Source organism: Labrys sp. WJW (assembly GCF_001676615.1).
In the GTDB taxonomy this organism is placed as follows: Bacteria; Pseudomonadota; Alphaproteobacteria; order Rhizobiales; family Labraceae; genus Labrys; species Labrys sedimenti.
Map to the genome: position 1 here is coordinate 183217 of NZ_LYXZ01000027.1, position 24962 is coordinate 208178.

Genomic DNA, 24962 nt, shown 5'->3' on the forward strand with positions numbered 1-24962 from the left:
GGAGGATTGCGATGGATATGTCAGCCTTCGCCGGCGCATTCGACAGCTGGGTGGACGATGCCCTGACCTGGGTCAGCGACAATGGCGGCTACCTGTTCGATTGGCTGCGCGCGTTCTTTGAAGGCTTCTATGGCAGCGTTCTCAGCCTGATGGCCTTCGCCCCCTGGTATGTGGTCGCAACCGTTGTCGGCCTTATGGCATGGCGGATCGTCGGTCGCTCCTTCGCCATAGGCACGGCCCTTGGCCTCGTGCTTTGCTGGACAATGGGGCTGTGGCCACAAACGATGAGTACGTTCGCGCTCGTGTTCAGCGCCACATGCCTCGCGCTCGTCGTCGCACTGCCTGTTGGGATTCTTGCCGGCTTCGTGCCGAAGCTCGACCATATCGTCGAGCCGATCCTCGACCTGGTGCAAACTCTCCCGCCCTATATCTACCTGCTGCCGGCAATTGCACTGCTCGGCTTCGGACCGGCAACGGCGCTGGCTGCGACGCTCATCGTCGCAGCCCCGCCCGCCATCCGCCTGACATCGCTGGGCATACGCATGACGCCCAAGGAGTTCGTCGAACTCGGTCAGGCGACGGGCATGACGCCGGCCCAGATGTTCTTCAAGATCCGCCTTCCCTTTGCGCTTCCGAGCATCATGGCGGGCATCAACCAATGCCTGATGATGGCTTTCGGCATGGTCGTGATCGCCGGGATCGTCGGTTCGGGAGGCCTGGGCCAAGCCATCTACGAGGCGATACGAACCCTCGACATCGGCAAATCGATCGATGCTGCCATCGCCATCGTGATCCTGACCATCGTCATCGACCGTTTCACGCAGAACGCCGTCCCGCGCGAGGAGACAAAGTGATGGCCTCCTATTTTTCTCCCGGCGCCTGGCTCGCGCCGGGCGTCGATTGGCTCAATGCCAACTTCCATGCGGTGTTCGGCGTGATTGCAGTGATCGTCGAGGCGATTGTGGGAGGCCTTCAGGCAGCCCTTCTCTATCCGCCATCCTACGTGATCATCAGCCTTGCAGCGGTGCTTGCCGGGGGGCTCCTCAATATCCGCACCGCGATCCTGGCCGTCGTCACACTCGGCTTTTGCCAGGTCATGGACCTCTGGCGACAGTCGATGGAAACCCTCGCCCTGGTACTGGTCGCCGTGGCAATCTCCGTCCTGATCGCTGTGCCACTCGGCATCCTTGCCGCTCGTCGACCACGCGTGGAAGCAGCGCTGCGGCCGGTACTCGACGTCATGCAGACTGTTCCGCCCTGGGTTTATCTCATCCCGGCGGTGATCATATTCAGTCTCGGCCAGGTTCCGGCCATCATCGCAACGATCATCTATGGCATCCCGCCCATGCTCCGCCTCACCACGCTCGGCTTCAAGCAGGTGCCCAACGACCTCCTCGAGCTCGGACAGGCAATCGGCGCCGCGCCGCGGGCAATCCTCGCCAAGATCGAAATACCCTCCGCCATGCGGACGCTTCTCGTCGGCCTCAACCAGTGCATTCTGCTGTCCCTGTCCATGGTGGTGCTTGCGGGCCTTGTCGGCGCCGGAGGACTTGGCGCCGAGGTGACACGGGGGCTCACCCGCATGGAAATGGGCCTTGGCTTGCGGGCTGGCCTTGCAATCGTCGCCATCGCCATCCTGCTCGACCGTCTGACACGGGCTGCGCTTCAGCAGGAGCGGGGAGCCGCGAGCGCCGAATGAATGCGGCGCCTTGATCGAGTTCTTCCCCAACACCGCGGAAATCAAGGCTTATGACCAACTCTGCGCGGATAGGTATCATCGGGGGAACCGGCTGGATTGGCGGTGCGCGCGCGCCATGGTCGATAGCGGCCTTGTTCCGGCTTCTCAATTGACCCTCTCATGTCGGTGCGCACCGCCACCGCGGCTTCCCGATGCAGATGGACGCAGGACAACCAGGCGCTCGTCCACACCTCCGACATCGTCATCCTCTCCGTTCGTCCCCAGGACTGGCGCGGTGTAAAAATCTCGGTGGCTGGCAAACTCATCATTTCTGTGATGGCAGGCATCTCGCTTGCAAGCATTGCCGAGTGTACCGGCTCCACTCACATCGTGCGATCAACCAGACGTTGTTCGCGGATCCAGTTCGGACCGAAAATGGCGTGAAACGATCGAAGAACACGGTCGTCGTCTTGCCTGGCCGGCTCGGCCGATGCCCCTCTGCGGCACCGGCACCTCAGCGTGCCTCGCACTTCTCTACGCAAAAGGAGAACTCGCATTGGGCGAGGAATTCATTCACGCATCGATCATCGACACTGAACTCCATAGGCGCACCGTGGCAACGACAAAGGCCGGCGCGATTGACGCGATCATATCTGAGGTCACCGGCAGAGCTTGGCTTACTGGCGTCTCCCAATATGGTGTGAATCCTGATGACCCGTTCCCACGATGGTACCGCCTGAACGATACATGGCTCCGTTGATCGACGCGGTCCGTATGGCTTTGGGGTTTCTGCCGAGCAGGAAAAGCGCCGCGACGGCACCGCTGCCTTGAACCTGCGAGTGCAGGTGCTTGATTCTACTCATCTGAGGCCGGTTCACAGAACAAGAAAAAGAACGACGTCGTGAAGTTCGCGGCATCGCTCTTTGATTGCTGTTGGGCCCCTAGCTTACTTCTTCTCATCGTCGGGATGGCCGAGTTCGCAGAACCATCCTCCCAAAAACTTGACCGCCGGCGCCTTCGGATCCGGGACGGGCGTCCTGGCTTCCACAGCCGCGCGGAAGCCTTCGGAATTATCGAGCGGCACGAAGCCGAGATGGTCGGCCCCCCTGTTGTCGACCATCTTGACCGTGTTGTCCGAAATCCCGAACGAGATGGTGTGCCCGACACGCGGCGCGGTGAGCGATGCTTCCACCAGGCGCACGCAGTCGTCGAAGGAAAGATAGGACCAGAGCATGCGCCGGTCCGTCGGCTCCGGAAAGGACGAGAAGATCCGCAGGCAGGCCGTCTCGATGCCGAATTTGTCCCAGTAGAGCCGGCTGAGGCTTTCGACGAAGTTCTTCGACACACCGTAGAGGCTGTCGGGCCGCACGGGGGCATCGACGCCGATATGGGATTCGATTTCGTGAAAGCCGATCGCATGCACGGATGAGGCATAGATCACCCGCCTGGCGCCATGTTTCCGGGCGCCTTCATAGATGTGATAGGAGCCGCGAATGCTCGAATCCAGGATCGTCTGCCAGGGACTTTCGAGGGATGCGCCGCCGAAATGGACGATGGCATCGCAATCCTTGGTCGCCGCGATCGTCGCCTCCATGTCGGAGAGATCGAAGACGGCCTCCTCCTCGTTCTGAGCCAGGTTCTCGAAAGGATGACGCCCGGCCAGGCGGATCTTCTCGGCCAGCGGCGCGAGGCCGGTGCGCAAGAGGCTTCCCAGACGGCCTGCAGCGCCGGTGATCAGGATACGCTTGTAAGGAAGCATGATTTACTCCACTTCGCCGACGGCGGCTTTGATCCGCGCGATCGCTTCCGACAGCACGTCCTCGCTTGTGGCGGTGGAGATGCGAAAATAGGGTGACAGACCATAGGCGGCGCCAGGCACCGAGGCCACGCGCCCCTCGTTCAGGAGATAGGAGGCCACCGCGGCATCGTCGGCCAGGACGTCGCCCTTCGGCGTCCGGCGGCCGATCAGGCTCGCGCAACCGATATAGGCGTAGAAGGCCCCCTCGGGCGGGGACAGCGACAGGCCGTTGACCTGCCGGATGCCCTCGACCACCAGGTTGCGCCGGGCTTCGAAGGCCTTGCGGAAACGAGAGACCTCTTCCTGCGGGCCATTCAGTGCGGCGATCGTGGCGGCCTGTGCGATTGAGCAAACCGAGGTGACAGACTGGCTCTGGATCGTGCCCATCGCCTTGACGAGCGGTGCCGGGCCGGCCGCGTAGCCGACCCGCCAGCCGGTCATGGCGTAGGCCTTGGACACACCGTTGACGATCAGGCTGCGCTCCCTGAGCTCGGGGCAGGCCATGCCGAAGGAGACGAATTGGCGATTATCGAAGAGGATGTGCTCATAAATCTCGTCGGAAAGGACGAGCACCTGCGGGTAGCGGGCCAGCACGGCCCCGAGCGCCTTGAGCTCGTCCGTCGAATAGACCGCACCGGAGGGATTTCCCGGCATGTTCAGGAACAGCCATTTGGTCCTCGGGGTGATCGCCCGCTCGAGCAGGTCCGGCGTCAGCCGGAAGCCGGTCGTCTCCGGGCACTCGACGATGACCGGCGTGCCGCCGAGGAGCTTCACCATCTCCGGATAGGACACGAAATAGGGGGCCGGCAGGATCGCCTCGTCGCCCGTCTCCAGCGTCGCCATCAGCGCGTTGAAGATGATCTGCTTGGCGCCATTGGCCACGACGATGTCATCGGCACCATAGTCCAGCCCGTTCTCGCGCTTGAACTTGCCGGCAATCGCTGCCCGCACCTCCGGCGTGCCGTTCGCCCCGGTATAGAGGGTCTGGCCTGCCCTGGCTGCGGCATAGGCGGCGTCGATGATGTGGGCCGGCGTCGGAAAATCGGGTTCGCCGAGACCGAGGTCGATGACGTCCACGCCCTTTGCCCTGAGAGCCTTGGCGGCCTGCGAAGCCGCCATTGAGGCGGAGGGTTTGACGACTGACAATCGGGATGAAATGTAGCTCACTTGCCGCTCTCCAGCACATAGCCCTTGGATCTGTCTTGCGCCCTGGCATCCGGGCTGCGCCTGGAGGGATCTCCATAGCCCCCTCCCCCCGGCAGCTCCAGGATCAGCCGGCGGCCCGCGGGGACATGCTGCCAGCCCTTCGGCTTCAGTGCCGTGCCGTCATCGAGGCGCACGCTGCCGGGCTTGCCGTCCTCACCGCCATTGCGCCCCCTCGGCGGATGACGAACGCGATCGAACATCGCGGAGAAATCGAATTCGTGCCCATCGATGGCCTGGATCTCGATGATCTGGCCAAGCCCGCCGCGCAACTCGCCGTCGCCGCCCGAGCCGGGCCGCAGCTCCTTGCGCCAGATCACGATGGGGCCGGTATGTTCGGTCGCCTCGATCGGCATGGTGTGCACGCCTGAGGGGAAAGCGGTCGCCGACAGCCCGTCGAGATCGGGCCGCGCGCCCATGCCACCGGAATTGAACATCAGCACTTCGGCCTTGCGCCCCTCGCCACGAACGACAGGGCGCACGGAAATGTGGATGTTCCAAAGCGCGCCCGCTCCCTCGGCGAGGATCTTCCCGGGCAGGGCCTGGGCCAGGGCACCCAGCACCAGATCCGGCACCATATGGCCGAAGATGTGCCTGAGCGCCACGGGCGCCGGCCTCACCGCGTTCAAGATGTTGACCGGCGAGGTTACCGTGAAGAAGTCCAGCGAGGCCGCATTGTTCGGGATGTCGGGCGCCACCACGCATTTGAGCGCATAGCAGGCATAGGCCTTGCTGTAGATGATCGGGCAGTTGATCCCCCACCGGCTCATCGCATCGGTGCCCGTGAAGTCGACATCGACATGGTCGTCGCGCACGGAAACCGTCGCTGCCAGTTTGACCGGCGCGTCATAGCCATCCGTGACCAGTTCGTTGGACCAGCTCCCCTTCGGCAGCGCCTCGATGCGCTCCATCATGGCTTTGCGCGTACGGGAGAAGATGAAGTCACCGAGTTCGTCGAGCGAAGGCAGGCCGATCTCGTCCATCATGGCGAGCAGGCGGCGATGGCCCACCTCGTTGCAGGCCGCGAGCGAGTAGAAATCGCCCACGACCTGGTTCGGTTCGCGCACGTTCACACGCAGGATCCTGACGAGGTCGGCGTTGACCTTGCCCTTCTCGGCGAACTTCATGATCGGGATCTGGATACCCTCTTCGTAGACGGACTTGCCGTCTGCGCCGAAGCCGCGGCCGCCGACGTCGACCACATGCGCCGTGCAGGCGAAGAAGGCGACGAGTTCGCCATTGCGAAAGGACGGCGACACCATGGTGATGTCATGCAGATGGCCGGTGCCCAGCCAGGGATCGTTGGTGACGTAGGTATCGCCCTCGAACATATTCTCGCGAGGGATCTCGTCCATGAAATGGAGCACGGCTTCCGCCATGGTGTTGACATGGCCCGGCGTACCCGTGACCGCCTGCGCCAGCATCTTGCCCCGTGGGTCGAAGACGCCGGCCGACAAGTCTCCCGATTCGCGCACCGAGGTGGAAAAGGCCGTGCGCAAGAGCGTCAGGGCCTGCTCCTCGACGACGGAGATCAAGCGGTTCCACATCACCTGCATGCGGATCTCGGCAATGTTGCTCATGCCTGACTGCCTTTGCGAACGAGAAGGATCGAACCGTCGCTCTGGATGACGGCATCGAAGGGGGTGGTCACGACCGTCGAAGTCTCGCGCTCTACCAGGACCGCAGGACCGCTGATGCGGTCGCCGGCCTGAAGCGTTTCCCGCTCGATGATCGCGTAAGTCTGCAGTGCGCCGGCCGCAGGGTCGAAGACCTCGCGCATCACGGCTGGTGCGACGGTCCGGGTGCCCAGGGTCAGCGTGTGCTGCCTGGACGCCGGCCTCTCGTCGGTCGCCTTGACCGACCACGTGACGATCTCGATCTCCAGACCATCCAATCCGTCGATGGCACGGCCGAAGAAGCGCTGGTAATTCTCGAGGAACAGCCGCTCCAGAAGGCGCCCGGCGTCGCTGCCGAGATGCGTGTCGGGCACCGGCACCGGGATCTCCCATCCCTGCCCCGCATAGCGCATGAAGGCGGTGACCTCGCAGAGGATCTTGCCGTCGGTCCCGGCTCGCACGAAGCCTTCGGCGGATTTGCGGAGCTCGGCGAGCAGGGCGTTGGCCTCCGTCACGTCGAAGCGGGAAAGGCGCGTCAGGCGTGAGGCCAGCGCCTCATAACCGAAGGGAGCCTTGAGGAAGCCGATGGCGGAGCCGACGCCGGCGCCCTGCGGCACGAGGCATTGGTCGATGTTCAGTTTCTCGCACAGCCGCGCGGTGTGGAGCGGGGCCGCCCCCCCGAAGGCGATCATCAGATTGTCGGAGATGTTCTTGCCGTTCTCGACCGCATGGACGCGCGCGGCGTTTGCCATGTTCTCGTCGACGACCTCGCAGATGCCGAACGCCGCCGCCGTTGCTTCAAGGGAGAGCCGTTCCCCCACATCCCGCGCGATCGCCTGTCTCGAGGCTGCGGTGTCGAGCTTGATCGCACCGCCGGCGAAGTTGTCGGGATCGAGCTTGCCGAGCACCAGGTCGGCGTCGGTGATGGCGGGACGCTTGCCGCCGCGCCCGTAGCAGGCCGGCCCCGGTTCCGAGCCGGCACTTTCCGGGCCGGTCTGGATGCGCCCCATGGCATCGACCCAGGCGATCGAGCCGCCGCCGGCGCCGATCTCGATCATCTCGATCACCGGGATCGAGATGGGCATGCCCGAGCCCTTGCAGAAGCGGTAGGTCCGCGCGACCTCGAAGGTGCGCGCAGTACGCGGCGTGAAGTCCTCGATGAGGCAGATCTTCGCCGTCGTGCCGCCCATGTCGTAGGAGACGACATGGTTGAGGCCGAAGCGCCTGGCGATATCCGCCGCGAAGATCGCGCCGCCCGCCGGCCCGGACTCGACGAGGCGGACCGGGAACTCCGAGGCCGTCTCGACCGAAATCAGCCCGCCACCGGAGTGGATCATGAAGACGGGGCAGTCTGCGCCCATATCCTTCAGGCGGATCTGCAGGCGCGCGAGATAATCGGCCATCTGCGGTCGCACATAGGCGTTGGCACACACCGTGTTGAAGCGCTCGAACTCGCGCATCTGGGGCGAGACCTCGGCGCTGATCGAGATCGGCAGGTCGAGCTTGGCGGCGAGGATCTCGCGGGCGCGGCGTTCATGCGCGGGGTTGGCATAGGAATGGATGAAGCCGATCGCCACCGCGCCAAAGCCGCCGGCGGCGATGGCATCGGCGATCTCCTCCAGCGCGGCCTCGTCCAAGGGCTGCAGTTCCTGCCCTTCGGCTCCGATGCGGCCGTTGACGGCATAACGATGTTCGCGCGGGATCAGCGGTGTCGGCAGGCGCAGATTGAGATCGTACTGCTCGAAGCGGTTTTCCGTGCGCATCTCGATGACGTCGCGGAATCCCTCGGTCGTGATCAGGGCCGTCTTGGCGCCGCGTCGCTCGATCAAAGCATTGGTCGCCAGGGTCGTGCCATGGATGACGATGCCGATCTCGGATGCGGAAATGCCCGCGTTCCGCGTCACGATCTCGATGCCGTCCAGGATGGCCTGCTCGGGCGCGGCATAATTCGTCAGGACCTTGGTGGAGAAGATCCTGCCTCCCATGTCCAGCGCGATGTCGGTGAAGGTACCACCGATATCGGCGCCGACACGGATGTCTTGCCTGGCCGTATTCATGCTTTGACCTTTTGCGAAGCGAGCGCGGCAGCGCGCATCTGTGAGAGGGTTTGGCGCGGCGTCAGGGCTTCCGGCGACACCACGATGTCGAGCACGGCACCCGTCGTCGACTTCAGGGCGCGGCCGAAAGCGGCCGGGAAGTCACGCGTGGCATTCACCCGTTCGGCGTGAAAACCATAGGCCCGGGCCAGTTCGACGAAATCGGGATTTTCGAGCGTAGTGCCGGAAACGCGCGCCGGATAGTTGCGCTCCTGATGGGCGCGAATGGTGCCGTAGATACCATTGTTGACGATGAGGACGATGGGCTGCGCCCCGGCTTGCATCGCAGTGCCCAGTTCCTGGCAGTTCATCTGGAAATCGCCATCGCCGGCGAAACAGACCACGGTGCGGAAGGGTGCAGCCACCTTGGCCGCGATCGCCGCCGGCAGGCCATAGCCCATCGCGCCCGATTGCGGTGCCAGCAGGCGAGCCCTGGGGCCGAACTTGAAGAATTTGTTGGGCCAGACCGTGAAATTGCCGGCGCCGTTGGTGAGGACGACGTCCTCCGGCAGGTTCTCGCGCAGCCAGGCGCTCACCTCGACCATGTCGACAGGACCGGGCTGCGGCGGGGCGTCGAAGGTCGCCTCATATTTTCTGCGCGCCTGTTCCCGCCACGGGCCCCAATCCCCCTTCACCGGCCCCAGAGCCTGGGCGAATGCGTTGGGGCCGGCCTGGATGCCGATGGACGGGATATAGATCTTGCCGATCTCGCGGTCCGAGGCATGCACATGGACAAGTTTCTGCGCCGGCTTCGGCACGGACAGCAGCGAATACCCGTCCGTCGTCATCTCGCCGAAACGCACATTGACGGCGACGATGACGTCGGCGTCGCGGATCAGCTCCTTGACGTGGGGCGCCATGCCGACGCCAGCCTCGCCCACGAACACCGCAGAACCGTTGTCGAACTGGTCCTGGTAGCGGAAGGCGCAGACGACGGGGATGTCCGAAGCCTCGGCTAGGGATTGCAGGGCCCCACGGCCTTCCGCGCTCCAGTTGGCGCCCCCGATCAGGAGCAAGGGCCTGCGCGAATCTGCAATAAGCGCGCGCGTCGCTGCCAGGGCCGTGGCATCGGGCGTCGGCTCGAAAATCGGCACGGGCCGGCTGATCGGCTGCACGCCCGTCGGCGTGGTCAGCATGTCCTCCGGCAGCGCGATGACCACCGGCCCGGGCCGCCCCGTCAGCGCGGTCGCCCATGCCCGTGCGAGAGCCTCCGGAATGCGCGAGACCTCGTCGATCTCGACGGCCCACTTGGCGAGCGTGCCGAACACCGCCCGGTAGTCGAGTTCCTGGAAGGCCTCGCGGCCCTTCATGTCCCGCCCGACCTGCCCGACGAACAGGATCATCGGCACGCTGTCCTGCATGGCCGTATGCACGCCGATGCTGGCATTGGTGGCGCCCGGGCCTCTCGTCACGAAGCAGATGCCGGGGGTGCCGGTCAGCTTGCCATAGGCGGCGGCCATGAAGGCGGCGCCGCCCTCGTTGCGGCAGAGCACATAGTCGAGCTTGCCGACCTGATCGTGCAACGCGTCCAGAACAGCGAGGTAGCTTTCGCCGGGAACGCCGAAGCTCTTGGTCGCTCCCAGCGACACAAGGCAGTCGACAAGCAGCCTGCCCCCGTTGCGCGTCATGTCCACGTTTCCTTTCCTGGATGGCCCGTTCGGTGCCGCGATTTCGCCCCGCCCGGATGGCCGGAGTCGCGTTGCCCCGACCACGTCCTGTCCCGAGACCGTGCCTTCAGACGCCTCGAAGCGAAATCAAGAAATGCCCGGCATTTGGAAAGTTCTTCTTTGCGAAGGCACGGCCAGGACCACACCCGGATTCAGGATGCCGGCAGGGTCGAGCGCCTGCTTCAGCGCGAGCATCAGCGCGCGCTCGGTGGGATGCCTCGAAGCGTCCGCCAGGGCGACTTTCGAACGGCCGAGGCCATGCTCCGCCGCGAAGCTGCCACCCATGCCGGTTGCCAGGGCGGCGAGCGCCTGCATGAGCACGGGGATCCTGTCGGCCGCCAGCGCCCCACCTTCAGGAGCGGAAATATTGTAGTGAATATTGCCATCGGCGAGATGGCCGAATGGGTTCACGCGGGCGCCTGGCATGATCTCCTCGCAAACCTGGCCGCCGGCCATGATGAAGGCCGCGACGCGGCCCGGCGGCACGCAGATGTCGTTCTTGATCTGCGGCCCTTCCAGGCGCTGGCCTTCGGGCTGCTCCTCCCGCAACCGCCAGAAATGCGCCCGCTGCGCCTCCGACATCGCCAGGGTACCGTCGCTGACCAGGCCCTCGGCCATGCCCTGTTCCAGGAGAGCGGCTAGGATGTCGTCGAGCGGCACCCGCGCCGACCCGGCCGTCAGCTCGACGAGCACATAGGCCGCATCGCGGCTTTCCAGCGGAAAGGCCAGCCCGGCGACATGCTTGAGGGCCAGCGATACGCCGAAATCCGAGAAGAATTCGAGCGCCGAGGTAAATTCGGCCGCTTCCCTCCGCACCAGGACACCGAAGGCTATGGCGGCCTCATGGCTCGGCAGCGCCAGCAAGGCGGTCACGCGGGCCCGCGGGGCCGGAAACAATCGGAGCACCGCCCGCGTGATCACCCCGAGCGTGCCTTCCGACCCCGCGAAGAGCTTGCGGAGCTGATAGCCGGCATTGTCCTTGAGGACCGAGCGCAAGCCATCCCAGATTTCCCCGTCCGGCAGCACCACTTCGAGGCCGAGCACGAGATCCTGCATCAAGCCATAGCGAAAGGCCTGGCTGCCGCCGGCATTGGTCCCGATCAACCCACCGATCCTCGCGCTGCCTTCGGAGCCCAGATGCATCGGAAAGATCAAGCCGTGACGTTCCACCGCCTCGTGCAGCGCGGACAGCACCACCCCCGCATCGACAAGCACCGATCCGCTTTCCGCCTCGGGCGGCTCGATATGGGTCATGCGCGACAGCGACAGGATGACGGCGTCCTGCCCATGGGCGACGGCGCCTCCGCAAAGGCCGGTATTGCCTCCCTGCGGCACGATGCTGACACCGGCTGCGCGGCATGCCTTGACGACCTCGGCGACCTCCTGTGTGTCGGAAGGCCGAGCAACACCGAGCGGTGCGACGCCGAAGCGATCCAGCCAGTCACGCTGGTAGGGAGCGGCATCGGCTTGCGAAAGCCAGCCTTTGCTGCCGAGCAGCCCCGACAATCTGTCATGGAGGTCAAGCATGCGTCGAGCCTCGAATGGATAAGGAGATGGGCTTCACCCGTGCCGAGCCACTCAGTGGCCGATGACCTGGGAGAGGAACTGGCGGGTGCGCTCGTTCCGCGAAGAGGTGAAGAATTCCTCGGGGGGTGCCTGTTCGACGATCTCTCCGGCATCCATGAAGATCACCCGATCCGCGACACGGCGGGCAAAACCCATTTCATGCGTCACACAGATCATCGTCATGCCTTCGGATGCCAGCGTGACCATGACATCCAGCACTTCCGAGATCATCTCAGGGTCGAGCGCCGAGGTCGGCTCATCGAACAGCATGATCTGGGGTTGCATGCAGAGCGCGCGCGCGATGGCGACGCGCTGCTGCTGCCCGCCCGAGAGCTGTCCGGGATATTTGCTCGCCTGTTCGGGGATCCGCACCTTTTGGAGATAGCGCTGTGCCGTCGCCTCGGCCTCGGCGCGCGGGGCCTTGCGCACCAACATCGGCGCGAGCACGCAGTTCTCCAGCACGGTCATATGCGGGAACAGGTTGAAGTGCTGGAACACCATGCCGACTTCGCGGCGGATCTCGTCGATATTGCCGATGTCGTCGTTCAACTCGGTGCCCAGGACGACGATATCGCCCGAATTGTGCTGCTCCAGGCGATTGATGCAGCGGATCATCGTCGACTTTCCGGACCCCGAGGGACCACACACGACGATCTTCTCGCCGCGCCGAACCGTAAGGTTGATGTCCCTCAAAGCGTGGAAATTGCCGTAGAACTTGTTCATCCCCGTGATCTCGACGGCGCTGCCGGTGCTGGACGTGGCATTGGATTCGGGCATTTGGAGCTCCCTAGAGCGTTTTCCAGAAAAGTTGATAGACTTTTCGATTAAAAAAGCGCGCCAAAACAAAGAGTTAGAGAGTAAGTGCAATTCGGAGAAATCGCACTTTGCTCTAGCGTTCGCCAATCGCCATCCGGCGCTCGAGATAGGCGCCATAGCGAGAGAGACTGAAGACGAAGACGAAATAGATCAGGGCGATGAAGACGTAGACTTCGACATAGGCGAAGCGCCAATCGCCGGTGCCGTAGGCGGCGTTACCGGAAGCCAGCACTTCGAAGAAGCCGACGATGACGACCAGCGAGGTTTCCTTGAATGAGATCACGAACTGGTTGATCGTTGCCGGCAGCGCATTGCGCATGGCCTGCGGCATGACGATCCGGCTGATGCGCTGCCAATAATTGAGGCCGAGCGCCATTGCCGCCTCTTCCTGGCCCTTCGGCACGCCCTGCATGCCGCCCCGGATGATCTCGGCCTGATAGGCCGAAAAGAACAGCGCCGAGCCGACGATGACCCGGTAGAGCTTGTCCCCCTGGAGCCAACCCGGCAAGGCGAAGGGCAGCACGACGGCGAAAGTGAACAGGATGGAGATCAGGGGAAGCGAACGCACGCCGTCGATGATGATCCCTGTCGTTCTCGATATCCACGGCAGTTCCGACCGACGCAGAAGGGCCAGGCACATCGCCAGAGGAAAGCCGATCAGGCAGGTCGTCACGAAGATGAAGAGGGTCAGTGCAAGCCCGCCCCAGACCTCCTCGCCCTCATAGGGAAGGCCGAAGATCCCACCCTTCATCAGAACATAGAAAAGGGCCGTTCCCAGCGTCCAGATCAGGGCGATGCGCCTGCCCGTCCAGCAGGCCGGCAGGCAACTCAGGACGGTCATGACCACCACGGTGACGCAGGCCAATGCCGACCGCCACTGTTCCTCAAAGGGATAGAGGCCAAACAGAATGATGCGCCACCGTGCCGCGATGACGGACCAGCACGCGCCTGCCGCAGCCTGGCAGGCCTGCGGCCCGCGGCTGGCATCGAAGACCGCGGAGAAGATCGCCCAGTTCAGCAGTTTCCAGAGGATCAGCGCCATCAGCGCGAGGCAGGTGACTGTAACCATCGCCTGGAGGGGCGTGCTGAAAAATCGGCGGCGCGCGGTGTTGATCCTGCCGGGGGCAGGCAGATCCAGAGTCGTCATGCTCACCCCCTCAGCTGATTGCCCTTGAGGGCAATCGCGCGGTTGATGCGGTTGAAGACGGCAGCCAGCGAAAGATTGATGGCCAGGAAGCCCGCCATGAGTATTCCAATCGATTCCAGCGTCCGGCCGGAGTGATTGATGGCGAGAGCCACAATCATGAAGAAGTCGGTGAAGCCCACGGCGATCCCCATGGTCGTCGCCTTCATCAGCCACACATATTGATTGGCGAGGATGGGCAGCATGGCCCGCAAGGCCAATGGGAACCGGATCCTGGAGAAGGTCTGCCATGGACGCAGCCCCAGGGATTGCGCCGCCTCGATCTGCCCTTTTCCGACCGCCTTGAAGCCTCCGCGCACGATCTCGGCGATGTAGGACCCGCCATAGATTGCAATGGCGATGACCAATGCGGTGAATTCGGGAGAGATCCTCAGCCCGCCCCGCAGGTTCAGGCCTTGCAGGACGGGATAGTTCAACACGGGCCCATCGGCGGGACGGCCGAGGAGCAGGATGGCGAGCGCGCACAGGAGGGCAGCACCGGCGGCCGCCCATTGCAGATCGAGCCGGGAGCCCTGGGGACGACGAAGATATTTCGTCCGTCCGATCCAGATCGGCAGAACGCATGCCGCCACCAGCGCCAGGATGATCGCCGCGAGGAGCGCGCCACCGACATTGGGTATCGGGACATAGAGGCCACGGCTGGTCAGGAAGACGTCGCCTGCCCGATAGGCATTTCTCGGCACCGGTAGGTGAGTAATGATCGCATACCAGAAAAATACCTGCAAAATCAGAGGGATATTGCGGAATATATCAACATAGGTGCGGCCGAGAAGTTGAGCGGTTTCGTTCGAAGAAGTGCGGGCGAATCCGACGATCCCACCGACGATGGTCGCCAGGATCAGGCCGCTGACACCAAGGAACAGGGTGTTCAGGATGCCGCACAGGAAATACCACCAATAGGGATCGTTCGCCGTCACCGGAAGCAGCGAGAAGTTGAGGTCCCAACCCGTGGACCTGAACAGAAAGTCGAAGCCGAAAGACAGGCCCTGCGCAGTCAGATTCTGCCAGGCCGTCAGTATGCCGGCAACGACGACAACGGCAAGGGAACCGACAAACAGGAGTTGCAACAGTGCGTTACGCACCTTCTGATTTCGCAGGAGGCTACCCATCGACCAACCTTTCATGAAACGGGCCGTGCGCCGCCCGGCCGAAGCCGGGCGGAGGCTGCCGAGGTTCAGTCGATCACCATCGGGAACAGGACGCCGCCATTGTTCCACAGATTGGTGAGGCCGCGGTCCATCTTGTAGGGCGAGTCCTTGCCAAGGTCGCGGTCGAAGATCTCGCCGTAATTGCCGACCTTCTTGATGACGTTGTAGGCCCAGTCATCGGAGAGGCCGAGACCCTTGCCCATGCCCGGGGCAACGCCGAGGAACTTCGCGACCTGGGGTGAGGTCGGCTTGGCGCGGATGTCGTCGACGTTCTTGGAGGTGATACCTTCCTGTTCGGCGAAGACGAGAGCGCTCAGCATCCAGTTTGCGATATTGGTCCAGTTGTCGTCGTTCTGGCGGGTTATCATCACTTCCGGCTCGACGGCGAGTTCATCGGGCAGGATGATGTGGTCCTCGACCTTGCCCTTGGCGGCGCGCGCGATGGCGAGCACCGGTCCCCATTGCGCATAGAGATCGCAGCGGCCGGAGAAATAGGCCTGCTCGAGCTCTTCGGTCTTCTCGATCAGGACAGGCTCCAGCTTGATGCCGAGCTTGGCGGTATAGGCCGCGACCTGCTGTTCCTGCGTAGTGCCGGCGGGAATGCAGATCGTGCCGCCCTGTGCGTCCTTCAGGGACTTCAGGCCGAGCTCCTTGTGAGCCATGACCTTGGTGGTGCCGAGATAGTAGGAATTGGTGAATTGCAGGCCCAGATCCGTGTTGCGGCTCAGGGTGGCACCCGATGCCTTGATGACGATATCGACCTCGCCCGATTGCAGCGACGGCCAACGCTGCGCCCAGCTGATCGGCACGATCTTCAGCTTGGCCGGATCGCCGAACACGGCCGTGGCCAGGGCCCGGCAAAGATCAATGTCCAGACCCTTCCAGTTGCCCTTGTCGTCCACCTCGGCAAAACCGAGATAAGAACCATCATGGCCGGTACATTGCAAAACGCCCCTCGCCTTCACGGTATCCAGGGTCTTGCCACCGGCGGCGTGGGCGGCGCCGGACAAAAGGATACCCATGAGAGCCACGGCCGTGGCTCCCCGCTTCATTGCTTTCATCTTCGTTCTCCTGTGGTGATTGACTTTTCTCGTTGTTGGGGCCTCGCCTGCTGAGCGCGAGGTCCGAAACATTCGGCTCCCGTCAATCGGAGAGCGGAATAGGCTTGGGCAGGGGCGAGGCCATCAGGTCATTCAGCCAATCCTGTTGCGTGAGCCAACGGTGCAGCGCCGCCACCGCCTTGGCGCGCAAATGCCCCTTCGGCACGACCAGATAGAAACCCGGAACCTCGTCCGAAGGCATGTCCTCCAGCGCGTCCTGCCCCATCGGGGCCACCAGTGCGCCAGAGCGCAGATCTTCTGCGGCATCGATGACCGACACCAGGCCCACGCCGATGCCCTGCAGCGTTGCCCGCCTCATCGTCGCTGCGTCGTCGAAGCCGATGCTGCGGTCGCTGTCCGTCTGCTCGACCTTGAGATGCCTGAGGATATCGGGCCACAGCCGCTTCGACTTGACGGTGTCGAGGAGCGTGAACCGGGTCAGGTCCTGCGCCGAGCTGATCTGCTGCCCGATCGCCGGCGTGCAGCAGATGATCTTGGGGTCGGGCACCAGCAGGGTCGTCTCGAAATCAGGCCAGCCGCCGTAGCCCCATTGCACCGTCATGTCGATGTCGTCGCGTCCGAAGTCCGGCAGATCGACCATGGTCGTCAAACGGAGGTCGGCACCCGGCAGGATCTGCCGGAACAAGGCAAGCCGCGGCAGAAGATAATGGGTGGCGAAATAGGGACTGGCATTGAGGTTGATGCGATCGCGATAGGTGGACTTCGTAACGCGCCGAACCCCTTCCGCGAATTCCTCAAAACCGGCTTTGACGTAGTGAGAAAGCAGGATTGCCGATTCCGTAAGCTCGATTGCCCGCCCCTTGCGCTCGAACAAGGTGACCTGCAACGTGTCTTCCAGAACCTTGATCTGCTGCCCGACAGCCTGCGGCGTCACCAATAGTTCGTCCGCTGCCTGTCGAAAGCTCTTGTGCCGCACGACCGCGTGAAAGACCCGCAAGGCATTCAGCGGCGGTAGGCGCAGCTTCTCACTCATGGTCAGGCCTTCTCCCGGATCGTTGGTACTCCACTGCAGGAATCGAGACTGCAAAAATCGAGCCATCGACGGAGCGCCGGCGCCTCTGCCGGCGCCGATCAGGCATAGATGTAACCGCCCGAAACGATCACGTTTTCACCGGTCATGTAGGTGTTCTTGGGACCGGCGGTCATCAGGACCCATTCCGCGATTTCCGAAGGCAGCGCGCCGCGGCCGAGCGGGCTGGCCTTCGCCAGCTCCTCGAGGAAGCCGAGAGCCTTGGCGCGCTCGGTCGCCATGCCGGCGGGGGCCACCGAGTTCACCAGGATCCCGTCCTTGGCGACATGATGGGCGAAGGAGCGGGTGAGGCTCACCACGGCCGCCTTGGTGGCGGCATAATGGGCATTCTGGGGATGGGCCTTGAAGGCATCGACGGAGGTGAGGTTCACGATGCGGCCGCGAACGTGATCCTGCCCGGGCTCCTGGGCCTGCATGTGGCCGACGGCCGCTACCATCATGTGGTAGGTGCCCTTGATGTTGATGCCGTTGGAGGCATCCCATTCGGCATCGGTGATCTCCAGCAGCGGCCGGCGAGGATAGATCGCCGCGCAATTGATCAGGGTATCGATGCGGCCGAGCTTTGCGGCGATGGCCTCGAAAGCCTTGTGGCATTCCGGCCCGACCTGGATGTCGCAGGTGGCGACGGCGGTAGGCAGCCCCTTGGCACGGGCCGGTTCCAGAGCCGCCTCGGCGGCTTCGCGGTTGATGTCGATGATGCCGACCTTGGCGACGCCGGCCTCGACGGCCATGCGGGCCAGCAACGCCCCCAGGCCGGAACCCCCACCGACGATGACCAGGGAAAGATCTTTCATGACCGATTTCCTTATTTGCTTCCGCTCGCCGAGGTCGGCCGAGTCGGCATGATGTCGAAGCGGGTGACGTCGGCCCAGGCCGGCAGTGAGAGAAGGGCAACCACCATCTTCGCCACGTCCTCGGGCTGAACGGCGACATTGCCCGCATACATGGCGGCTCGCGCCTTGGCGTCGAGGATGTCCTTGTAGAGCTGCGTCTCCACGCGGCCCGGCACGATCTCGGTCACCCGGATGCCGTATTGGGAGAGGTCCACGCGCAGCGAGGCGGCAAAGCCCGAAATGGCGGCTTTGGCAGCCGAATAGACGGCGATATTGGCGAAAGCGGCGTGCGCTGCAGAAGAACCCGTGAAGAGGATATGGCCCGCGCCTCTCTCGCGCATCTGCGGCACGACCAGGCGGGTCAGCGCGATAGCGGCGCTCAGATTGACTTCCAGCGCGGTATCGATATCCGCCATCTTCATGTCGGCGAAATTGCCGAGCGGCGGCATCATGCCGGCATTGTTGATCAGGACATCGACATGGAGGCCGGAAACGACCGCTTCCATGGCTTCCCGGTCCGTGACATCGACGGCGATGGGCGTGATGCCGGGGCGTTCCGCCCGCAGGCTTTCCAGCGCCGCTTCGTTCCGCCCCAAGGCATAGATTTCATAGCCGGCTTCGCTGAGGGCGAGGGCCATGGCCCTGCCGATTCCGCTTGTCGCGCCTGTGATGAGAGCTGTGGTCACGTGGTTTGTTCCCATTCCCGTCAGGCGAGTTTGTCGCTTTAGGATTTCGGGGGAAACCAAGAAAATCGGGAAATAGGAAAGATAAATTTTCTATTTCCCGATCTGGTGCCGGCGAGATGGAATGCCCTCGAACCATGATGGTCGCCGCTAAATCGGACGCGGCGCCCTGCATGGCTCCCTCATCCAGGGGGCTGGCAGCGCCGATCGACGCCTACCGGCCCAAAATCCCGCTTTCGCAATCGAGAGTTTCCTGCGGCCACCGACACGGCGGCCAAATCTCATTTGCCCGTGGCGAGGGACCGCCCGAATTCGTCTGCCAGCAGCGCCGCTGCCCCCTCGCCTCCCTCGCGCTCGCCGCCGACGCCGGAGGAGGAGGCGAGCTCCCGCACCCTTTCGAGGCTGGCATGCAGATGCTTGCGCATGGCCCGGCGGGCTGCCCGGCCATCTCCCCGCTCGATCGCCTCGACGACGGCATTGTGCTCCTTGTGAATGCGGGCGTAATAGCGATCCTTGAGCGAGGCCGCGACGACATAGCCGAGCTGGTAGCGCGGGACGATCTTCGGCTTCAGATAGATGAGGAACGCATGCATGAGCTCGTTCCTGGTCGCCTTGGCGATGGCCAGGTGAAAATCATAGTCGTAGTGGATGTTGATCGCCGCCGGATCTTCCTGCTGGGCGTCGAATTCCTCCATGAGCCTGCGGATTTCCGCAGCCTCGGCAGGTGTGCAACGCTCCGCGCACAGACCGGCCGCCTCCACCTCCACGCTCAGCCGCAATTCGAGAAGCGCGATGGTCTCCGGCAAGGTCTTCAACGCCTCGTCGGGTATCGAGAAATTGCGGACCGCCGGCTGTTCTCCCACGAAGATGCCGCGTCCCTGATGGGGAACGAGAAGCCCCTCCGACCTCAACCGCGCCACCGCCTCCCGCACCACCGTACGGCTGACCTCATATTCGGCGCACAACTCGGCCTCGGTGGGCAATTGGGCGCCGGGCAGCAATTGCCCCGCCCGGATCTTCTCGACCAGGCTATCAGCGACAATGGTCGACAGCGGTTTTCGTTTCGTCATTCCATGCCTTCTCGTGCCATCCCTGCCAGATGAACGATGCCATGCCCGTCCGCAATACCCTAAAGCGTTTTGTGATTTCTCGGAATCACCGAGAATCGCAAAGACGCGTCGGAACAAAGAGTTAGAGCAAACAAGCGGTCGCGTGCGAACGCGCTTTGCTCTCGGGCAAGTACGTTCGTGACTGAACGCATATTGGCCCTAACTCCCTGCTTCGACCCGTCTTTGCGATTTGGAGGGAGCCAATCAAATCACAAGACGCTCCAGATCACGGCGAGCATGATGCATTTGAACGGGCTTCAGACTGCCGCGGTCACGATGAGCTCCACCAGCATGCCGGGCTTGGCCATTCGTCCCTCGCCCGAGGAGCGGGCCGGCGCATGCTCCTTCGGCATCCAGGCGTCCCACACTGAATTGACTTCGTCGAAGTCGCGGATGTCGTCCAGCCACATCTGCACATGCAGGATGCGGGTCTTGTCGGTGCCCGCCTTCGCCAGGAGGGTATCGATCTTGTCCAGTACTTCGCGCATCTGGTCGGCGGCGGACTGGCCTGGCCGCGCCACCTGTCCGGTCAGGTAGAGCGTACCGTTGTGGATCACGCCATGATGGATGCGGGTATCGAAGTCGAAGCGGCTGATAGCGCTCATGATGTCCTCAGGATTGGCCGGCGGGCTGGCGAATGGGATTGCCCTGCAGATATTGGGCATAGGGAGCCTGGACGAGCCATCCGGCGTCGACCGGCAGGGTCACGCCCGTGATCGAGGCGGCGCGCTCGGAACACAGGAAGAGCGCGGCTTCGGCAACGTCGCGCGGCTCGACGAAACGGCGCAGCGCCGTCGTCGCCTGGATTGCCTCGGGATTGCGCTCGCCATTGGCGATCTTGGCCTTCAGGCCGTCCGACAGGGTGTAGCCCGGCGCCACGGCATTCACCCGGATGCCCTTCGGTCCCAGCTCCGCCGCCAGGATCTGCGTCAGGGCGAGGATGGCATGCTTGCCGGGCGTATAGGCGGGAAGCGAAAGCGGCGCGAAGGATGCGAGCGAGCCGACATTCAGGATCGCCCCCCTGCCCGCCTGCGCCATGAGGCGGCCGAAGGCCTGGCAGCCCAGCAGCGTGCCGCGATAATTGATGTGCCAGAGCCTCTCGTCCTCCTCGAGATCCTGGTCGAGCACGCGCTTGCCGCTCTGCAGGATGCCGGCGCAGTTGACCACCACCTGCGGCACGCCGAAGGCCTCGCCGACCGCTTGCGCCAGCGCATCGACCGAGGCGGCATCGCCGACATCGACGGCCAGGAAGCGGGCGGCGGGAGAGCCGGCGGCCTCGCAGGCCCGGGCCGTATCCGTGCCACGCGCCTCGTCGCGCCCTGCCACGGCGACCTTGTAGCCTTCTTCGGCAAAGCGCAGCGCGATGGCGCGGCCGATGCCCGAGGTACCACCGATGACGACGGCGCTCTTCACCTCAGCCATTGCTGCGCTCCTTGCGATCGATGTCGAAGAATTCGGACATGGCGCGAACCTGGAAATCCATCATCGGGCGCCCCGGCTGCACGGTGCAGCCCCGCTCGCGGGCCGCGCGCAGCAATGCCGTCTCGGCCGGTTCCATGATGATATCGACCACCAGCGTCTCCGGGGTCAGCTTGCTGACGTCGAGCGGCAGGGGATCGCCTTCGTGCATGCCGACCGGCGTGGCGTTGACCGCCATGTCCATGCCGCTCGGATCGGCTTCACCGACAGCGATGCGGCAGGCCGGGAATTTCTGCGCCACGAGCCTGGCGAGCTGTTCGGCCCGGTTGGCATCGACATCGTTGAGGCGGATCTCCGCCGCCCCTGCTTCCGCAAGGCAATAGGCCAGCGAGGCCCCGGCGCCGCCGGCGCCGACCTGGAGCACACGGCGTCCGGCGAGGCGATGGCCGCCGGCGACCAGGGCGTCGATGAAGCCGACGCCGTCGAAATTATCCGCATACCAGCTGCCATCCGCCTGGCGGCGCACTGAATTGGCGCTCTGGACCCGGGCGGCACGGTCATGCGCCGCCGCGCATTTATGGAAGACGGTGACCTTGTAGGGCACCGAGATGATGACGCCGCGGATATTCTCGGCGGCGGTGAGGCCGGCCCAGAAGGTCTCGAAATCCTCGGGTCGGCAGGTGAGCGGCACCATCAGGCTGTCGAGGCCCTTCTGTTCGAAGACCTCGTTGAAGATGCCGGGGCTCTTGGCATGCCCGACGGGGTGGGCGAGCATGACGAAGACATCGGCTTTACCGGTTCCACGCATCAATTGGTTCCCTTCAAATTTGTCAGGGTGTGGCCGCTGAGCATTTCAAGCGCCCGCACCAGTGAGGAATGATCGGCTTCCGCCCCGCCCTCCATGGCGGCGCAGGCATTCATGAGTTCCTGGGTCGATGCCGTGTTGGGCAGCGACACACCGAGGGAGCGGGCGCTTTCAAGCGCCAGCCCGAGATCCTTCTGGTGGAGCCGGATGCGGAAACCCGGCGCGAAGGCCCGCGTCGTCATGCGCTCTCCATGCACTTCGAGGACGCGCGAGGCGGCAAAGCCCCCCAACAGTGCCGTGCGCACCTGCACCGGATCGCAGCCGGCCTTGCTGGCGAAAACCAGGGCCTCGGCCACAGCCTCGATATTGAGGGCGACGATGATCTGGTTGGCGATCTTGCAGGTCTGGCCGGCGCCATTGGCCTCGCCGATCAGCGTGATGTTCTTGCCGAGCGTCTCGAACAAAGGCAGCGCCCGTTCGAAATCCTGCCTGGGGCCGCCAACCATGATCGTCAGGCTGGCGGCCTTCGCGCCGACCTCGCCGCCGGAGACCGGCGCGTCGAGGTAATGTGCGCCCGCTTCCCGGAAGCGGGCAGCAAAGCGCGCCGTGGCGATGGGGCTGATCGAGCTCATGTCGATCACCAGGGCACCCGGCGCGATGCCGTCGAGAACACCGTCCGGCCCGAGGAGCACGCGTTCGACATCGGGCGTATCAGGCAGCATCGTTATGACGACGTCCGACTGCCCGGCCACCTGCGAAGCCGTCGCCAGGACCTTCGCGGCGAGATCCGCCGGCAGCGGCGAACGGTTCAGCACCGTGACTATCTCATGCCCGGCCTTGGCCAGATGGCGTGCCATCGGGGCACCCATGACCCCCAATCCGATGAAACCGATCTTCACTGTTTTCCTCACGCGGCTTGCGAATTTCAGAAGGCGACTTGCGGTGTCGATTGAGCGTATGATATATGACATCATACAAATTTCAACACACCTTCTTCGTGATGGAGGCCAGCTGCATGCTCGAACGTCCCAACCCCTTGAAGACGGCCGTCCAGGCCGACAAGGCCCATATCGGCGTGTGGTGCTCCCTGGCTTCCGCCTTGACCACCGAGATCGTCGCGGGCTCGGGCGCCGGCTGGCTGCTCATCGATGGCGAGCATAGCCCCAACCATCTGCGCAGCCTGATGGCGCAGCTTCAGGTGCTGGGGGGCTTTGCCTGCGAGGGCGTCGTCCGCCTGCCATCCGACGACAGCAATCTCATCAAGCAAGCCATGGATATCGGCGCCCGCAGCCTGATGATCCCCAATGTACGCACACCGACGCAGGCCCAGGCTATCGTCGCGGCGATGACCTACGCGCCGGGCGGCCATCGCGGTTTCTCGGTCGGGCATCGCGCCAATGCCTTCGGACGGATCAAGGACTATCACGCCAACGCCCGGACCCATCAGCTTCTCGCCGTGCAGATCGAATGCGAGACCGGTGTCGCCAATGCGGCGGAGATTGCCGCAATCGAGGGGGTCGACGTGCTGTTCGTCGGCCCCGGTGACCTCTCCACCAATATGGGCTTCATGGGCAATCCGAATGCGCCGGAGGTTCAGAAAGCGATCGCTTCAGTTCACCAGGCCGCCCGCAAGGCTGGAAAGGCCAGCGGTATCCTGGCGCCCGTCAAGGCCGATGCGGACCGCTATCTGGCCAACGGGTTCACCATGGTCGCCGTCGGCTCCGACCTTGGCCTCCTCGCCCGCGGCTCCGATGCGCTGATCGCTTCCTTCAACTCCTGACGAGAACATTCGCCATGGCCATCCCGCCCTACAAGGCACCTTCGCGTCGTTCCTACGACATCGTCATCGTGGGGGGCGCCGCCGTCGGCTCCTCAACGGCCTATTGGCTCAGCCAGGTCCTCGGTGAGACGGCCTCTATCCTGGTGGTGGAACGCGACAGCAGCTACGAGTTCTCCTCGACAGCCCTTTCGACCAGTGCCATCCGCCAGCAATATTCCAATCCGATCAATGTGAAGATCAGCCAGTTCGGCATCGAGATCATTCGCGATTTCCCGCAGCGTATGGCGCCCTTCTTCCAGGGCGAGCCGGCACCGGATCTCGGCTTCAAGGAGCATGGCTATCTCTATTGCTGCACCCCCGAAGGCGTCGAAGCCGCCAAGGCGCGCGTGGAGCTGCAGCGCAGCCTCGGCGCCGGCACCGTCTTCCTCGAACCGGGCCCGCTGAAGGACCGCTTTCCCTGGCTCAATGTCGAGGATCTCGGCGGCGGCGCCTGGGGATCGCGCGACGAGGGCTGGTTCGATTCCATGGGACTGCTGAACGGCTTTCGCCGCGCGGCCCGGGGCAGCGGCGTCGAATATATCGACAACGCCGTGGTCGGCCTGGACCTCAAGGACAATCGTGTCGTAGCCGTCCGCCTGTCGACCGGCGAGACGGTCTCCTGCAGCACGTTGGTGAACGCCGCCGGCCCGCGCGCCCAGCAGATCGCGGCAATGGCCGGTCTCTCGATCCCGGTGGAGCCCCGCAAGCGCTACAGCTTCGTCTTCGCCAGCGCCACGCCGATCCCCGGCCGCATGCCCAATGTCATCGACCTCACGGGCACCTTCGTGCGCCCGGAAGGCGAGCTCTTCCTCACCGGCAACACGCCGCAGAAGGAAATCGCCAGGGACTACGAGGATTTCGAGACCGACATGGAGGAGTTCGACGACTATATCTGGCCGGCGCTCTACCACCGGATACCAGCCTTCGACGCGTTGAAGGTGCAGCAATTCTGGACGGGCCATTACGAGTACAACACGCTCGACCATAACGGCATCGTCGGCTTCCATCCTCAGATCTCGAATTTCATGTTCGCCAACGGCTTCTCGGGGCATGGCCTGCAACAATCGCCGGCCGTGGGGCGGGCCGTGTCGGAACTGATCATTCACGGTGCCTTCCAGACACTGGACCTGACGCCGTTCCGCTACGAACGCGTTCCGGCCAATGAGCCCTTCCTCGAAGAAGCCGTCATCTGACGGCGCCGACGTTCCAAAGTCGCAGGATGGCAGGCGGCCGCAAAGGGCGCCGCCACTGAAGGAGAAGCCCCATGAAAGTTCTCGTGCCCGTGAAGCGGGTGGTCGACTACAATGTGAAGATCCGCGTGAAGGCCGATGGGTCTGGTGTCGATCTCAAC

Annotated in this window: 24 protein-coding genes and 1 pseudogene; 7 read left to right on the forward strand and 18 right to left on the reverse strand. The window is 63.8% G+C overall.

What is annotated here, in order from left to right:
* Positions 1–11: 11 nt before the first annotated feature.
* From BA190_RS18190 to BA190_RS36880, 4 genes are all read left to right on the forward strand, one after another.
* Positions 12–854, forward strand: a complete 843-nt coding sequence (locus BA190_RS18190; RefSeq protein WP_068290401.1) for a proline/glycine betaine ABC transporter permease — start codon at positions 12–14, stop codon at positions 852–854.
* Positions 854–1699, forward strand: a complete 846-nt coding sequence (locus tag BA190_RS18195; protein ID WP_068290406.1) for a proline/glycine betaine ABC transporter permease — start codon at positions 854–856, stop codon at positions 1697–1699. The genes BA190_RS18190 and BA190_RS18195 overlap by 1 nt, the downstream gene beginning before the upstream one ends.
* Before the next feature lie 159 nt (positions 1700–1858).
* Entirely contained in the window at positions 1859–2122 is a 264-nt protein-coding gene (locus tag BA190_RS36875) for a pyrroline-5-carboxylate reductase (protein WP_068290409.1), read from the forward strand.
* Between the two features lie 46 nt (positions 2123–2168).
* Positions 2169–2438 carry a proline racemase family protein gene (locus BA190_RS36880; protein WP_245314806.1) on the forward strand — a complete coding sequence of 90 codons (270 nt, stop codon included), beginning with the start codon at positions 2169–2171 and terminating at the stop codon, positions 2436–2438.
* Between the two features lie 186 nt (positions 2439–2624).
* Here the strand turns inward: BA190_RS36880 and BA190_RS18205 are convergent, their stop codons facing one another.
* From BA190_RS18205 to BA190_RS18290, 18 genes are all read right to left on the reverse strand, one after another.
* Complete coding sequence (locus tag BA190_RS18205) at positions 2625–3437, reverse strand: NAD(P)-dependent oxidoreductase (RefSeq protein ID WP_068290411.1); 813 nt, start codon at positions 3435–3437, stop codon at positions 2625–2627.
* A 3-nt stretch (positions 3438–3440) separates the two neighbouring features.
* Positions 3441–4643, reverse strand: coding sequence for a pyridoxal phosphate-dependent aminotransferase (locus BA190_RS18210; protein ID WP_068290413.1), 1203 nt, complete (start codon positions 4641–4643; stop codon positions 3441–3443).
* Entirely contained in the window at positions 4640–6259 is a 1620-nt protein-coding gene (locus BA190_RS18215) for a hydantoinase B/oxoprolinase family protein (RefSeq protein ID WP_068290414.1), read from the reverse strand. The genes BA190_RS18210 and BA190_RS18215 overlap by 4 nt, the downstream gene beginning before the upstream one ends.
* Positions 6256–8352 (reverse strand): hydantoinase/oxoprolinase family protein, encoded by a 2097-nt coding sequence (locus tag BA190_RS18220; RefSeq protein WP_068290415.1) that lies wholly within the window; start codon positions 8350–8352, stop codon positions 6256–6258. Before BA190_RS18220 ends, BA190_RS18215 begins: the two co-directional genes overlap by 4 nt.
* Complete coding sequence (locus BA190_RS18225) at positions 8349–10019, reverse strand: thiamine pyrophosphate-dependent enzyme (protein ID WP_068290416.1); 1671 nt, start codon at positions 10017–10019, stop codon at positions 8349–8351. The genes BA190_RS18220 and BA190_RS18225 overlap by 4 nt, the downstream gene beginning before the upstream one ends.
* Before the next feature lie 126 nt (positions 10020–10145).
* Complete coding sequence (locus BA190_RS18230) at positions 10146–11585, reverse strand: FAD-binding oxidoreductase (RefSeq protein ID WP_068290422.1); 1440 nt, start codon at positions 11583–11585, stop codon at positions 10146–10148.
* Positions 11586–11636: 51 nt separating this feature from the next.
* The gene (locus tag BA190_RS18235; RefSeq protein WP_068290428.1) at positions 11637–12401 is read right to left on the reverse strand and encodes an amino acid ABC transporter ATP-binding protein; all 765 of its coding nucleotides are present in this window, start codon (positions 12399–12401) and stop codon (positions 11637–11639) included.
* 112 nt (positions 12402–12513) lie between these two features.
* Positions 12514–13587, reverse strand: a complete 1074-nt coding sequence (locus tag BA190_RS18240; protein WP_068290435.1) for an amino acid ABC transporter permease — start codon at positions 13585–13587, stop codon at positions 12514–12516.
* Between the two features lie 2 nt (positions 13588–13589).
* Positions 13590–14726: an ABC transporter permease subunit gene (locus tag BA190_RS18245; protein WP_245314809.1), complete on the reverse strand. Its 1137-nt coding sequence runs from the start codon at positions 14724–14726 to the stop codon at positions 13590–13592.
* Positions 14727–14818: 92 nt separating this feature from the next.
* Complete coding sequence (locus BA190_RS18250) at positions 14819–15853, reverse strand: amino acid ABC transporter substrate-binding protein (protein WP_082979837.1); 1035 nt, start codon at positions 15851–15853, stop codon at positions 14819–14821.
* Positions 15854–15935: 82 nt separating this feature from the next.
* Positions 15936–16886, reverse strand: coding sequence for a LysR substrate-binding domain-containing protein (locus BA190_RS18255; RefSeq protein WP_068290441.1), 951 nt, complete (start codon positions 16884–16886; stop codon positions 15936–15938).
* Positions 16887–16984: 98 nt separating this feature from the next.
* Positions 16985–17737 carry an SDR family NAD(P)-dependent oxidoreductase gene (locus BA190_RS18260; protein WP_068290446.1) on the reverse strand — a complete coding sequence of 251 codons (753 nt, stop codon included), beginning with the start codon at positions 17735–17737 and terminating at the stop codon, positions 16985–16987.
* Between the two features lie 11 nt (positions 17738–17748).
* Positions 17749–18462: an SDR family oxidoreductase gene (locus BA190_RS18265; protein WP_156771578.1), complete on the reverse strand. Its 714-nt coding sequence runs from the start codon at positions 18460–18462 to the stop codon at positions 17749–17751.
* 278 nt (positions 18463–18740) lie between these two features.
* A complete protein-coding gene (locus tag BA190_RS18270) occupies positions 18741–19529 on the reverse strand; it encodes a FadR/GntR family transcriptional regulator (RefSeq protein ID WP_068290452.1) in 789 nt (262 codons plus the stop codon).
* Positions 19530–19825: 296 nt separating this feature from the next.
* The gene (locus tag BA190_RS18275; RefSeq protein ID WP_068290454.1) at positions 19826–20173 is read right to left on the reverse strand and encodes a RidA family protein; all 348 of its coding nucleotides are present in this window, start codon (positions 20171–20173) and stop codon (positions 19826–19828) included.
* Positions 20174–20180: 7 nt separating this feature from the next.
* Positions 20181–20990, reverse strand: coding sequence for an SDR family NAD(P)-dependent oxidoreductase (locus tag BA190_RS18280; RefSeq protein WP_068290456.1), 810 nt, complete (start codon positions 20988–20990; stop codon positions 20181–20183).
* The gene (locus tag BA190_RS18285) at positions 20983–21795 is read right to left on the reverse strand and encodes a shikimate dehydrogenase (RefSeq protein WP_068290458.1); all 813 of its coding nucleotides are present in this window, start codon (positions 21793–21795) and stop codon (positions 20983–20985) included. Before BA190_RS18285 ends, BA190_RS18280 begins: the two co-directional genes overlap by 8 nt.
* Complete coding sequence (locus tag BA190_RS18290) at positions 21795–22691, reverse strand: 2-hydroxy-3-oxopropionate reductase (protein WP_156771579.1); 897 nt, start codon at positions 22689–22691, stop codon at positions 21795–21797. The genes BA190_RS18285 and BA190_RS18290 overlap by 1 nt, the downstream gene beginning before the upstream one ends.
* Positions 22692–22807: 116 nt before the next feature.
* On the opposite strand from BA190_RS18290, the gene BA190_RS18295 reads away from it, so the two are divergent.
* The 3 genes and pseudogenes from BA190_RS18295 to BA190_RS36000 form a co-directional block, all read left to right on the forward strand.
* On the forward strand, positions 22808–23572 hold the full coding sequence (locus tag BA190_RS18295; protein ID WP_068290460.1) for an HpcH/HpaI aldolase/citrate lyase family protein: 765 nt from the start codon (positions 22808–22810) through the stop codon (positions 23570–23572).
* 14 nt (positions 23573–23586) lie between these two features.
* A complete protein-coding gene (locus BA190_RS18300; RefSeq protein ID WP_068290463.1) occupies positions 23587–24804 on the forward strand; it encodes an FAD-binding oxidoreductase in 1218 nt (405 codons plus the stop codon).
* A gap of 71 nt (positions 24805–24875) precedes the next feature.
* Positions 24876–24962: pseudogene (locus BA190_RS36000) on the forward strand (electron transfer flavoprotein subunit beta/FixA family protein); the annotation flags it as partial.